This is a genomic window from Micromonospora sp. WMMB482, from assembly GCF_019038635.1.
Taxonomy (GTDB): domain Bacteria; phylum Actinomycetota; class Actinomycetes; order Mycobacteriales; family Micromonosporaceae; genus Micromonospora; species Micromonospora marina.
The window spans coordinates 4,932,997-4,945,588 of record NZ_JAHOPD010000020.1 but is presented as its reverse complement, the minus strand read 5'-3'; the positions used below and the strand labels follow the sequence as shown (position 1 = coordinate 4,945,588).

Genomic DNA, 12,592 nt, shown 5'->3' with positions numbered 1-12,592 from the left:
TCCAGGTGGATCACATGGTCTCGTCCTCCGGCAGGGGACCGGCCGGCACCGGGATCAGCGTCCCGGCGGCCCAGTGGGCCAGCTGGTCGGCGAAGTGCGGATCGCCGGGGCGCCCGGAGGCACCGAACGGCACGATCCAGCGGCTGGCCGCCCGGTCGGTCAGATCCCAGACGTAGCGGGCCACCGGGCCGCGCCAGCAGGCGTCGGAGACCCCCGGCACGCTTGAGGTAGCCAGCACGCAGTCGGTGTCACCGGCCAGCGCCACCCGCTGCCGCATCGCTGCCACCGCGTCGGTGACCGCCGACGCGACGCCGAGGTGCACCGGGTGCAGCAGGTGCCGGCCGCCCCACTCGCCGGGCGCCGGACCGGCGGCCACCTCGGCCAGCGCCTCGGCGGCCGGTTCCACGAGGTCGGCGCCGAGGTGGGCCGCCAGGTTGTCCAGCGCCAGGCCGATCCGGGCCGCCGGGCCGGTCCAGGGGGCGAACAGCTCGTCGAATCCGCACGGCTCGTCGAGGGCGCGCAACCTCGGGTGTACGCGCAACCGCCGGGCCAGCGCCGCCCGCCAGGCCGCGTACGCGCCGGCCTCGGCCGAGCCGGCCGCCATCACCCGGTCCCATCCGCGCAGCCGCAGCAGCAGCGCGCGAGCGGGTTCGCCGAGCCGGTCCGGGTCCAGCCGGTCGAGCAGCCGGTACAGCGGGCCGGCCGGGAGCCGGTCGTCGGTGTGCACGGTGGACGGACCGGCGCCCTCGGCGAGCAGTGCCCGGATCCGGCGGGCCCGGTGCGGCGGGGCGAAGTCGGCACCGTGCGCTGCGACGTCGTCGCGCCGGTCGTTGGCGCAGACCGCCACGCCGTCGACCGGCTCGTCGACCAGCGGCAGGTAGTCGCCCCGCCACCGGTACCGCGGCTCCCAGGCGGGCACGGGTTCCCGGCGGCACCGCTCGTCGCGTACCGGGACCAGGCCGGCGACCAGGCGGCGGACGCCGCCGTCGGTGTCGGCGGCGAGCACGCTGTTGACCGGCTCGACCCAGTGACGCAGCGCGTCGGCGACGTCACCGGTACGCCGCGCGCGCAGCAGCGGCAGCAACGCCTCGAAGCCGAGGCGGGCCTCGACCCGGCTCGGGGTGCGCAGCGCGATCGCCTCGCCGGTGAGCCGGTCGTGGTCGATCACCGGCCCGCGTGGCGTCTCGATCACCTCGACCGTCTCCGGGGCGCCGCCGCGGACCTCGATCTCCTCGACGTGGCGTGCGGCGGGCGTCCAGCCGTCGGCGTCGCGCACCAGCACCCGGTCGCCGTCGCGGCGCAGTCGTTCGCGGTAGAGGTCCTGGTAGTCGGCCATCGCGTTGGTGACGGCCCAGGCCACGTGACCGGTGTGGCCGAAGTGCGGCACGCCCGGCACGCCGGGGAAGGCGAGGCCGACCACGTCGAACTCCGGGCAGGCCAGCCGGACCTGCTGGTAGACGCCGGGGAGTTCGAGCAGCCGGTGCGGGTCACCGGCGATCACCGGGCCGCGCCCGGTGGCCGGGTCGGCGGGCAGCGCCCAGGCGTTGCTGCCCGAGGACGCCGGTCCCTCGACCGCGAACAGCCCGGCCGCGCCGGGGCCGAGCGTCCGGGCCACGTGCGCGTACCAGAGCTTGTTCGGGAAGGTGGAGAAGAGCACGTGCTGGACGAGGAAGACGCCGAGCGGCGACCAGGGCTGCCACGGTTCGGGCCCGGTACCGGTGGCGGCGAACTCCGGCGCGCCGGCGGCGCCCTCGGCGAGTCCGGAGTTCACCCCGTCGACGTACGCCTCGACCCACCGCCGGGTGTCCGGGTCCAGCCGTTCGTAGCAGCACCGGGCGGTGTCGTCCAGCCGTACGCGGCGGGCGAACCGGTCCCACGCCAGCTCCGCCGGGCCGATGTGGGCGGCCAGGCGGCCCTCGGCCCGCCATCGTTCGACGCTGATCTGCCAGGCCCGGTCCAGCGCGGCGACGCGCCCCTGCAGACGCGCCAGCGCGTCGGCGTCGGCGGCCCACAACCGGGGCACACCCCACCTGTCTCGATCGACGCGTGTCATCGTCCCGCGCCGCCTCGGCGCGCCGGGCAACGGTTCCGTTCGACAGTCAACTTAGGATAACCTCCCCTAACCGAGGGCGACCTTACCGCGACGCGTGCGGGGCGCCAATCGGCGGTACATGTGGGACCAGGGCACCCCGGTTCGTGCTTGATAGTTAGGGCACCCTAACCTAACCTGATCGCCGCGGCTGTCGCCGCGCATCCTGTCCGTACGACCGCTGGGAAGTCGCATGAGTTCGATCGGGAGCCCGACCGGCGCCGCGCCCGCCGACACCGGCCGCGCCGCCGCCGCGGCACGCGGCCACCTGTTCAACGCCGGCTCGCTCGGACGGTACCGGGACGTGCTGGCGCGCGGCGTCGACCGGGTGGCCCGCCGGGTGGGCGAGGCGGACCGGCCGTTCACCGGCGTCACGCCCGGCGAGCTGGCGCCGCTCATCGACGCCATCGACCTCGACCGGCCGCTGGGCGACACCGACGCCGCCCTGGACGAACTGCACGACGTGTGGCTGCGTGACGCGGTTTACTTCCACCACCCCCGCTACCTGGCCCACCTGAACTGCCCGGTGGTCATCCCGGCGCTACTCGGCGAGGCGGTGCTCAGCGCGGTCAACTCCTCGCTGGACACCTGGGACCAGAGCGCCGGCGCGACGCTGATGGAGCGGCGCCTGATCGAGTGGACGGCCGGGCGCATCGGACTGGGGCCGACCGCCGACGGGGTGTTCACCAGCGGCGGCACCCAGTCGAACCTCCAGGCGATGCTGCTCGCGCGCGAGGAGGCGTACCGCACGGTGGTCGGTGGCGCCGCCACCCGGCCGGACCGGCCCCAGGTGCTCTCCCGGCTGCGCATCCTCACCTCCGCGGCCGGGCACTTCAGTGTGCAGAAGGCCGCCAAGCTGCTCGGCCTGGCCGCCGACGCGGTGCTCACCGTGCCCACCGACGCCGGCCGCCGGATGCGCACCGACGAGCTGGCCCGCGCGATCGACCGCTGCCACCGCGACGGTCAGGTGGTGATGGCCGTCGTCGCCACCGCCGGCACCACCGACTTCGGCACCGTCGACCCGTTGCCGGAGATCGCCGACATCTGCGCCGCCGCGGGCGTCTGGCTGCACGTCGACGCCGCGTACGGCTGCGGACTGCTGGTCTCCCCCACCCGCCGGCACCTGCTCGACGGCATCGAACGGGCGGCGTCGGTGACCGTCGACTACCACAAGTCGTTCTTCCAGCCGGTCAGCTCCAGCGCGCTGCTGGTCCGCGACGGCCGGGTGCTGCGCCACGCCACCTGGCACGCCGACTACCTCAACCCGGCCCGCGCGGTCGAGCAGGGCATCCCGAACCAGGTCGACAAGAGCATCCAGACCACCCGCCGGTTCGACGCGTGCAAACTCTGGCTGACCCTGCGGATCATGGGACCGGACGCGATCGGCGCGCTGTTCGACCAGGTCGTCGACCTCGCGGCGCAGGCGTGGCGGCGGCTCGACGCCGACCCGCGCTTCGAGGTGGCCGCGCCGTCGCAGCTGAGCACCGTGGTCTTCCGGTATCGGGCGCCCGGTCTCACCCCCGGCCTGATCGACGAGGCCAACCTGCACGCCCGCGACGCGCTCGCCGCCTCCGGCGCGGCCCTGGTCGCCGGCACCAAGGTCGACGGCGCCCACCACCTCAAGCTCACCCTGCTCAACCCCGAGACCACGGTGGACGACATCGCCCACGTGCTGGACCTCATCGCCGACCACGCCGCCTGGTACGCCCGGACCGCGGCCGCCGCCGAGCTGTCCTGCCCGGTCTGACCCCGTCGAGGAGAACGAGAACATGTCGACCCACGACTTCATCGCCGTCGGGCTGGGCCCCTACAACCTCGGCCTGGCCTGCCTCACCGCGCCGATCGACGACCTCGACGGCCTGTTCCTGGAGGCCCGCGACAGCTTCGACTGGCATCCCGGCATGCTGCTCGAATCCACCCGGCTCCAGACGCCCTTCATCGCCGACCTGGTCACCCTCGCGGACCCCACCTCGCCGTACTCGTTCCTCAGCTACCTCAAGGAGACCGGCCGGCTCTACCCGTTCTACATCCGGGAGAGCTTCTTCCCGCTGCGCGCCGAGTACAACGACTACTGCCGCTGGGCCGCCGCCAAGCTGCCGAACCTGCGCTTCCGGCACAACGTCACCGCCGTCGAGTACGACGAGACCGACGACCGGTACGTGGTGCACGCGGACACGCCGGACGGGCCGGTCACGCACCGGGCCCGGCACCTCGTGCTCGGCACCGGCACGCCGCCGTACCTGCCGCCGGCCTGCGCCGGGCTGGGCGGTGACCTGATCCACAACTCGCGTTACCTGGAGCACCGGGACGCGCTGCGGGCGAAGGACAGCATCACCGTCGTCGGCAGCGGCCAGAGCGCCGCCGAGATCTACCACGACCTGCTCGGCGACATCGACACGTACGGCTACCAGCTCACCTGGGTGACCCGCTCGCCCCGGTTCTTCCCACTGGAGTACACGAAGCTTACGCTGGAGATGACCTCGCCGGACTACGTGGACTACTTCCACGCGCTGCCCGAGCCGACCCGCTACGCGTTGGAGGCCGCGCAGAAGCCGCTGTTCAAGGGCATCAACGCCGATCTGATCAACGACATCTACGACCTGCTGTACGCCAAGAGCCTGCACGGCCCGGCGCCGACCCGGCTGCTGACCAACACCGAGCTGGTCGAGGCGGCGTACGCCGGCGGCCGCTACCGGCTCGGGCTGCGCCACACCGAGCAGGACCGCGCGTTCACGCTCGACACCGCGGGGCTGGTGCTGGCCACCGGCTACCACTACCGGGTGCCGGAGTTCCTCACGCCGGTGCGCGACCGGCTCCGCTTCGACGCGCACGGCCGCTTCGACGTGGCCCGCAACTACAGCATCGACCACACCGGCCGGGGCGTGTTCCTCCAGAACGGCGGCACCCACACGCACAGCATCACCTCGCCCGACCTGGGCATGGGCCCGTACCGCAACTCGTGGCTGATCCGGGAGATGACCGGCCGGGAGCACTACCCGATCGAGAAGGCGATCGCGTTCCAGGAGTTCGGCGCGCCCGCCGGGATGCCGGCATGAGCGAGCGCACCGAGCGAAGCGAGGGCCGCGAGCGCATGCCCAGCCAGCCCGGCATGAGCGAGCGCACCGAGCGAAGCGAGGGCCGCGAGCGCATGCCCAGCCAGCCCGGCATGACCGTGTTCACCCGCGTCGACGACGCGTTGGGCGAGTTCACGCTGCGCCCGCTGGACCCGGGCGCCGACGCCGCGCTGCTGCACCGCTGGGTCACCCATCCCAAGTCCGCGTTCTGGCTGATGCAGGACGCCGACGTGGCCGCCGTCGCCGCCGAGTACCGGCGCATCGCCGACCACCCGCACCACGACGCGTACCTGGGATCGTGGCGCGGCACCCCGGCGTTCCTGGCCGAGCGGTACGACCCGGCCCACGTCGAGCTGGCCGGTCTCTACGACCCGGAGCCCGGCGACGTGGGCATGCACTTCCTCTGCGCACCGGCCGACGCACCGGTGCACGGCTTCACCCGTGCCGTCATCACCACCGTGATGGCCTGGCTGTTCGCCGACCCGGCGGCCCGCCGGGTGGTGGTGGAGCCGGACGTGCGCAACACCGCCGTGCACGCGCTCAACGCCGCGGTCGGGTTCACCGTCGTCGGCCCGATCCGCAAGCCCGAGAAGGAGGCGCTGCTGAGCGTCTGCACCCGGGACCAGTTCCGGGCCGCCACCGGCGCGCCCGTCACCGAGGAAGGGGCACCGGCGTGAACGCCAGCGCGTCCGTGGACCATCTGACCCCCGAGGCGTGGGCGACTGCGAACCGGCTGCTGGTGCGCAAGGCGCTCGCCGAGTTCACCCACGAGCGCCTGATCAGCCCCGAGGCCGACGGCCCCGGGCGGTGGCTGGTCCGCAGCGACGACGGCACCGTCGAGTACCGGTTCGCCGCGCAGCGGCTGGCGCTGGACCACTGGCAGGTCGACGCGGACAGCATCGTGCGCCGCCGCGAGGGCGCGGAGCTGCCGCCCGACGCCGTGGACCTCTGCGTGGAGCTGCGCGGTGCGCTCGGCCTCACCGACGCGATCCTGCCGGTCTACCTGGAGGAGATCACCTCCACCCTCGCCGGGACCGCGTACAAGCTCGCCAAGCCCGCGCTGAGCGCCGCCGAGCTGGCCGCCGCCGGCTTCCAGGCGATCGAGACCGGCATGACCGAGGGGCATCCCTGCTTCGTCGCCAACAACGGCCGCATCGGCTTCGGCGTGCACGAGTACCACGCGTACGCCCCGGAGGCCGCCGCGCCGGTACGGCTGCTCTGGCTCGCCGCGCACCGCGACCACACCACGTTCACCTGCGCCGACGACCTGGACTACGACACGCTGGTCCGGGCCGAGCTGGGCGAGGAGGCGCTGGCCGGGTTCACCGCCACGCTCACCGGGCTGGGCCTGGACCCGGCCGACTACCTGTTCATCCCGGTGCACCCGTGGCAGTGGTGGAACAAGCTGGCCGTCACGTTCGCCGGTGAGGTGGCCCGGCGCCGGCTGGTCTGCCTCGGCGAAGGGCCGGACGAGTACCTCGCGCAGCAGTCCATCCGCACCTTCTTCAACGTCACCGACCCGGCCAAGCACTACGTCAAGACCGCGCTGTCGGTGTTGAACATGGGCTTCATGCGCGGGCTGTCCGCCGCGTACATGGAGGCGACGCCCGCCATCAACGACTGGCTGGCCGGGCTGATCGAGGGCGACCCGGTGCTCAAGCGCACCGGCCTGTCGATCATCCGGGAGCGGGCCGCGATCGGTTACCGGCACCGGCAGTACGAGGCGGCGACCGACAGGTACTCCCCGTACCGGAAGATGCTGGCGGCGCTGTGGCGGGAGAGCCCGGTGCCCGGACTGGAACCCGGGCGCCGACTGGCCACCATGGCCTCGCTGCTGCACCTGGACTCCGACGGCCGGTCGCTCGCGGCCGCGCTGATCGACGAGTCCGGGCTGGCCCCGGCCGACTGGTTGCGCCGCTACCTGGACGCCTACCTGGTACCGCTGCTGCACAGCCTGTACGCCCACGACCTGGCGTTCATGCCGCACGGCGAGAACGTCATCCTGGTGCTCGACGGCGGCGTGGTGGAACGGGTCGTGTTCAAGGACATCGCCGAGGAGATCGTGGTGATGGACCCGGACGCGGACCTGCCGGAGCGGGTGCGGCGGATCCGGGCCGCCGTCCCGGAGGACGAGAAGATCCTGTCCATCTTCACCGACGTGTTCGACTGCTTCCTGCGGCACCTGAGCGCCGCCCTGCACACCCAGGGCGTGCTGGAGCAGGACGCGTTCTGGCGCACGGTGGCCGAATCCGCCACCGGCTACGCCGCAACGGTGCCGCACCTGGCCGACCGGATGCGCCGGCACGACCTGTTCGCGCCGGAGTTCACGCTGTCCTGCCTCAACCGGCTCCAGCTGCGCAACAACCAGCAGATGGTGGACCTGTCCGACCCGTCGGCCGCGTTGCAGTTCGCCGGCACCCTGGTCAACCCGCTCGCCCCGTACGCGCCGCGCGACTGAGGGCACGACAGAAAGCGGGCCGGCGCGATGCGCCGGCCCGCTTCGTCGGCGGTAGGGACGATCAGTTCTCCGCGCGGCCGGCCCGCCAGTAGCCCATGAACGCCACCGCGCACCGGTCCATGCCCCGCTCGGTGACCAGGTGGCGGCGCAGGCCACGGATGACCGCCGCCTCCCCGGCCAGCCAGGCGTAGAGCGCCGCGCCGTCGGGCCGCTCCGGCACCTCCCAGAGGATGTCCCGGTCCACGTCCACCTCGGCCAGCGGCACGGCGGCCGGCTCGGCCGGTACGGGCACCAGCCGGTCGCCCAGGCTCGTCACGGCCGGAGTGAGCCGGCTGCCGTGCGGGGCGCCGTCGCGGGGCAGCCAGGTCACGGTGACGCCGGCCGGCGCCGCGCAGGGCAGCTCGTCGCCGGTCTCCGGCACCTCCACCAGCGCGTGCCCGCGCGCGTCGGCGGGCAGCCGCTCCAGGATCGCGCAGATCGCCGGTGCGGCGGTCTCGTCACCGGCGAGCAGCAGCGTCGCGCCGGCCGGAGGCTGGAACTCGACCCCGCCGTGCGGGCCGTCCCACCCGGCGTCCGGGCCGACCACGGCGATCCGGTCGCCGGGGCGGGCCCGCCGCGCCCACCGGGTGGCCGGGCCGCCGTCGCCGTGCAACGCCATGTCCACGTCCACCTCGTACGCCTCCGGCCGGACCGCCCGGACCGTGTAGGTACGGATCGGGCTGCGCAGCCCGTCCGGCAGCTCACGCCACCGCGGGAACCAGTCGGGCCCGTCGGGCAGCTCCCCCGGCGCCCCGTCGACCCGCGGCAGGGCCAGCTTGATCCGCTGGTCGTACCCGTTGTCGGCGAACCGGTCCAGATCCGGGCCGGTGAGCGTCACCCGCAGAAAGGACGGGCCGAGCCGGCGCAGGGCACGGACCTCCACGGAGAAGACTCGCCAGGGCGCGACGGCCAGGGTGCTGGTCATGCGTCATTCCTCTCACGGCCGCCGGGCGGCGCGTCGGTGAACGGGCTAACGGGCAGCGGCCGCGGCGCGGGAACGCCACAGCAACCAGACGAAGTACGGGGTGCCGATCATGGCGGTGACCAGACCGGCGGGGATCTGGGCGGGTGCGATCACGCTGCGGCCGAGCGTGTCGGCGAGGCTGACCAGGGTGGCGCCGAGCAGCACCGCGACCGGCAGGACGCGGGTGTGCCGCCCGCCGACGAGCGCCCGGGCGGCGTGCGGCGCGACCAGGCCGACGAAGCCGATCACGCCGACCGCCGACACGGCGGTGGCGGTGAGCAGCGCCGCCAGGCCGAGCGCGACCAGCCGGGCGCGTTCCAGCCGGATGCCGAGCACCCGGGGCGTGTCGTCGTCGAGCGCGAGCAGGTCCAGCTCGCGGCGTACGGCGGCCACCAGCGGCAGCGCGATCAGCAGCGCGATCGCCACCGGCAGCACCTGCGGGGCGGTACGCCCGTACGTGGAGCCGGACAGCCAGGTCAGCGCCTTGCCGGTGTTCCACGGATCGGACGACACCACGATGAACGTGATGATCGCCGTACCGCCCTGCCAGACCGCGAACCCGATCAGCACCAGCCGGTCGGAGTTGAGGCCGTGCCGCCGCGCCAGGCCGTAGACCAGCGCGAACGCGGCGACCGCGCCGAGACCGGCGGCGCCGGACAGGGCGAGCACGCCGGCCATCGGCGCGAACGTCAGCAGCGACACCGCGCCGATGCCGGCGCCGCCGGTGATGCCGAGGATGCCCGGTTCGGCGAGCGGGTTGCGGCACACCGCCTGCACCGTGGTGCCGGCCAGGGCCAGCGCGGCGCCGGCCAGCAGCGCCGCGGCGACCCGCGGCCAGCGGGCGTCCAGCACGAAGGTGTACGCCGGGCCGGTGCGGCCCTGCACCCAGTTGACGATGTCGCCGATCAGCACCCAGGTGTCCCCGGCCAGCATGCCGAGCACCAGCGCGGCGGTGACGACGACCGCGCAGACCGCGACGACGGCCGCGACGAAGCCGCGGGAGCGGACTGCCGCGTGGCCGCCCGGCGCCTGCCGGGTCGGTCCGGCGTCGCGGTGGCGGCGGGCCAGCCAGATCAGCAGCACCGCGCCGAAGAGCGTGGTCACCACGCCGGTCGGCACGTCGACACCGGCCTGCCCGCCGAGCACGGCGCGCAGCAGCACGTCGGAGCCGAGCACGATGAGGACGCCGACGATGCCGGCCAGCGGCATCAGGATGCGGTGCCGGTGGACCTCGGGCACCCACCGGCCGAGCAGCCGGACGATCACCGGAGCACCGAGGCCGACGAAGCCGATCGGCCCGGCGAGGGTGACCGCCGCGGCGGAGAGCAGCACGGCGAGCAGCACCACCCAGAGCCGGGTACGGCGTACGTTGAGCCCGAGCACGGTGGCGGTGTCGTCGCCGAGGGCGAGCAGGTCCAGCCGGTGCCCGAGCGCCACCAGCAGCAGCGCCGCGACCCCGATCACGGGAGCGAGCTGGGTGAACGCGACCAGGTCGCCCTGCACGAGCGAGCCGTTGCCCCAGGCGAACAGGCCGATGGTGGACTGCTCGAACAGCAGCAGGAGCAGCATGGTCAGCGAGGCCAGCGCCATCGCGGTGGCCGAGCCGGCGAGGATGAGCCGGGTCGTGGCGGCCTGGCCGCCGGCCGAGAGCAGCATGACCAGGGAGGCGGCGGCGAGGCCGCCGCAGAACGCCAGCCCGCCCGCGGGCAGCGCCGGCAGCGCGATCCCGAACGCGGCGGTGGCGACGATCGCCAGGTGCGCGCCCGCGTTGACGGCGAGCGTGTCCGGCGAGGCGAGCGGGTTGCGGGTGGTCGACTGCAACGCGGCGCCGGCGAAACCGAGCGCGACACCGACGGCCAGCCCGGTGAGCAGCCGGGGCAGGCGGGAGGCGACAAGGATCCGGGCGGTCTCGTCGTCACCACCGGTGATCAGCCGGAGCAGGTCCAGCGCCCCCACCGACGACGTGCCCTGGGTGAGGTGCACCGCGGTGATCGTGACCAGCAGCGCCGCGGCGAGGGTGAACGCGCCGGCGACCCGGCTGCGCCGGGCGGGCGGCGGCCCGGCCGGGGCCGGCCGGGTGGCCGGCCCCGGCGGGGCGGGGGCGGTCATCGCGCTCAAGCCGTGTAGACCTTCACGAGCTCGTCGATGTACTGCTTGGCGGACAGCGTGCCGCCGAACGTCCAGATGCCGTTGGGCATCTTGTGCAGCTTGTTCTGCTGCACGAACGGCAGGGAGCGCCAGATCGCGTTGCCGGCGAGGCCGTCGGCGAACACGTCGGTGCCGTCCGAGGCGTTGTAGAAGAAGTGCAGGTCCTGGCTCTTGAGGACGTTCATGCCCTCGACGTCGGTCTGGCCGAGGCCCCACATCTCGTCGGTCTTACCGGTCCAGGCGTTCTTGAGGCCGAGCTGGATGCCGAGCTGGGACACGAGCGCGCCCTGGCCGAACATCCGGATCGAGACGGTGCTGCCCTCCTTCCAGCCGTCGGCGATGGCGAACTGCTTGCCGGCCACCCCGGCGTCGGCGATCTTCTTCTTGCCGTCGGCGAGCGCGGCGTCGAAGTCGGCGAGCAGCTTGTCCGCCTGCGCGGTACGGCCGGTCGCGGTGGCGATCATCTTCAGGTCCGCGCGCATCCGGCCGATGTTGTCGGAGGCGTCGCTGCCCTTGGTGACCAGCACCGGGACGTACTTCTCCAGCTGGGCGACGACGGCGGAGCCGCGCTCGGCCTCCATCACCACGAGGTCCGGCTGAAGGGCGACGATGGAGTCGACGCTCGGCTCACCCCGGGTGCCGACGTCCTTGACGCCCGGGTCGAGCGGGGCGGCGGTCACCCAGGTGGCGTACCCCTTCGGGTCGGCCACGCCGACCGGCATCACGCCGAGGCCGACGAGCATCTCCACCTCGCCCCACTCCAGGCCAACGACCTTGGTGGCGGGGCTCTTGAGGGTGATGGCCTTGCCCCGGCTGTCGGTGACGGTCACCGGGCCGGTGGACGCGGCGTCGGAGGGGGACGGTGCGGCGGGGGTCTCCTCCGTGGTGCCGCAGCCGGCGATCAGCAGCGCGCCCGCCGCGGCGGCGGCGAGCAGGGTCAGACGGGTACGCAACATCGGTTTCTCTTCTGTGTGCAGGAGTCGGTCAGGCGGAGACGCGGGTCGTGTGCCGGCCGACGGGACGAGTGGAGAGCAGGTTGGTGAGCGGGTCGACTGTCACCTCGACGCGGATGCCGTACGCCTCGGTGAGCGCCGCCTCGGTGAACACCTCGTGTGGAGTGCCGGCGCCGCGGACCCGGCCTTCGTGCAGGAGCACGACCTGGTCGGCGACGGCGGCGGCCTGGTTGAGGTCGTGCAGCACCACACCGACGGCGACGCCGGCGGTGTCGGCGAGTTCGCGCATCAGGTCGAGGATCTCCACCTGGTAGCGCAGGTCCAGGAACGTGGTCGGCTCGTCCAGCAGCAGGATCGCGGTGTCCTGCGCCAGGCAGGTGGCCAGCCAGACCCGTTGCAGCTCGCCGCCGGACAGCTCGTCGACCGGGCGGCCGGCCATGGCGTGGACGCCCGTCACCCGCATGGCCCGGTCGATCGCGGCCGGCCCGTCGAGGTCGTTCGCGCGCCACCGCTGCCGGTACGGGTGCCGGCCGTAGCCGACCACGTCCCGCACCGTCACCCCGCTGGGGGTGGGGCGGCTCTGCGCGAGCAGCGTCACCCGGCGGGCGAAGTCCCGGGCCGACAGCGCCCGGGCGGGCGTGCCGTCGGCGAGCACGATCTCGCCGTGCTCCAGCGGGTGCAGGCGGGCCAGCCCGCGCAGCAGCGTCGACTTGCCGCTGCCGTTCGGGCCGACCAACGCGGTCACTGCTGCGGGCCGCAGCGTGATGGCGGCGTCGTGCACCACTGTCGTGCCGTGGTAGCCCAGCCGCAGGTCACTGCCGCTCAAGCCGTCGGCTCGCACCGTTCTGCTCGTCACGCAGGTTAGGC

The 12,592-nt window shown here is 73.7% G+C and carries 9 protein-coding genes; 4 read left to right on the top strand and 5 right to left on the bottom strand.

Annotated elements, in window-relative coordinates:
- Positions 1–10 precede the first annotated feature (10 nt).
- Positions 11–2,053 (bottom strand): penicillin acylase family protein, encoded by a 2,043-nt coding sequence (locus KSK32_RS24400; protein WP_216933293.1) that lies wholly within the window; start codon positions 2,051–2,053, stop codon positions 11–13.
- 229 nt (positions 2,054–2,282) lie between these two features.
- Here KSK32_RS24400 and KSK32_RS24395 point away from each other — a divergent pair, with 229 nt between their 5' ends.
- From KSK32_RS24395 to KSK32_RS24380, 4 genes are all read left to right on the top strand, one after another.
- Positions 2,283–3,836 carry an aspartate aminotransferase family protein gene (locus KSK32_RS24395; RefSeq protein ID WP_254187174.1) on the top strand — a complete coding sequence of 518 codons (1,554 nt, stop codon included), beginning with the start codon at positions 2,283–2,285 and terminating at the stop codon, positions 3,834–3,836.
- A gap of 22 nt (positions 3,837–3,858) precedes the next feature.
- Entirely contained in the window at positions 3,859–5,145 is a 1,287-nt protein-coding gene (locus KSK32_RS24390; RefSeq protein WP_216933292.1) for a lysine N(6)-hydroxylase/L-ornithine N(5)-oxygenase family protein, read from the top strand.
- Positions 5,146–5,255: 110 nt separating this feature from the next.
- Positions 5,256–5,840 carry a GNAT family N-acetyltransferase gene (locus KSK32_RS24385; protein ID WP_216936336.1) on the top strand — a complete coding sequence of 195 codons (585 nt, stop codon included), beginning with the start codon at positions 5,256–5,258 and terminating at the stop codon, positions 5,838–5,840.
- Positions 5,837–7,621 (top strand): IucA/IucC family siderophore biosynthesis protein, encoded by a 1,785-nt coding sequence (locus KSK32_RS24380; protein WP_216933291.1) that lies wholly within the window; start codon positions 5,837–5,839, stop codon positions 7,619–7,621. The genes KSK32_RS24385 and KSK32_RS24380 overlap by 4 nt, the downstream gene beginning before the upstream one ends.
- A 61-nt stretch (positions 7,622–7,682) precedes the next feature.
- Here KSK32_RS24380 and KSK32_RS24375 read toward each other — a convergent pair whose 3' ends face one another.
- From KSK32_RS24375 to KSK32_RS24360, 4 genes are read right to left on the bottom strand one after another with little or no spacing between them, the layout of a single operon-like run.
- A complete protein-coding gene (locus tag KSK32_RS24375; protein WP_216933290.1) occupies positions 7,683–8,585 on the bottom strand; it encodes a siderophore-interacting protein in 903 nt (300 codons plus the stop codon).
- A gap of 45 nt (positions 8,586–8,630) precedes the next feature.
- Entirely contained in the window at positions 8,631–10,733 is a 2,103-nt protein-coding gene (locus tag KSK32_RS24370) for an iron ABC transporter permease (protein ID WP_216936335.1), read from the bottom strand.
- 5 nt (positions 10,734–10,738) lie between these two features.
- Positions 10,739–11,728 (bottom strand): iron-siderophore ABC transporter substrate-binding protein, encoded by a 990-nt coding sequence (locus KSK32_RS24365; RefSeq protein WP_216933289.1) that lies wholly within the window; start codon positions 11,726–11,728, stop codon positions 10,739–10,741.
- Positions 11,729–11,756: 28 nt separating this feature from the next.
- On the bottom strand, positions 11,757–12,566 hold the full coding sequence (locus KSK32_RS24360) for an ABC transporter ATP-binding protein (RefSeq protein ID WP_216936333.1): 810 nt from the start codon (positions 12,564–12,566) through the stop codon (positions 11,757–11,759).
- Between the last annotated feature and the right edge of the window lie 26 nt (positions 12,567–12,592).

Coding starts and splice junctions, on each gene's coding strand:
- KSK32_RS24395 (WP_254187174.1), top strand. CDS start 2,283: ATGAGTTCGATCGGGAGCCCGACCGGCGCCGCGCCCGCCGACACCGGC.
- KSK32_RS24365 (WP_216933289.1), bottom strand. CDS start 11,728: ATGTTGCGTACCCGTCTGACCCTGCTCGCCGCCGCCGCGGCGGGCGCG.
- KSK32_RS24375 (WP_216933290.1), bottom strand. CDS start 8,585: ATGACCAGCACCCTGGCCGTCGCGCCCTGGCGAGTCTTCTCCGTGGAG.
- KSK32_RS24390 (WP_216933292.1), top strand. CDS start 3,859: ATGTCGACCCACGACTTCATCGCCGTCGGGCTGGGCCCCTACAACCTC.
- KSK32_RS24400 (WP_216933293.1), bottom strand. CDS start 2,053: ATGACACGCGTCGATCGAGACAGGTGGGGTGTGCCCCGGTTGTGGGCC.
- KSK32_RS24370 (WP_216936335.1), bottom strand. CDS start 10,733: ATGACCGCCCCCGCCCCGCCGGGGCCGGCCACCCGGCCGGCCCCGGCC.
- KSK32_RS24385 (WP_216936336.1), top strand. CDS start 5,256: ATGACCGTGTTCACCCGCGTCGACGACGCGTTGGGCGAGTTCACGCTG.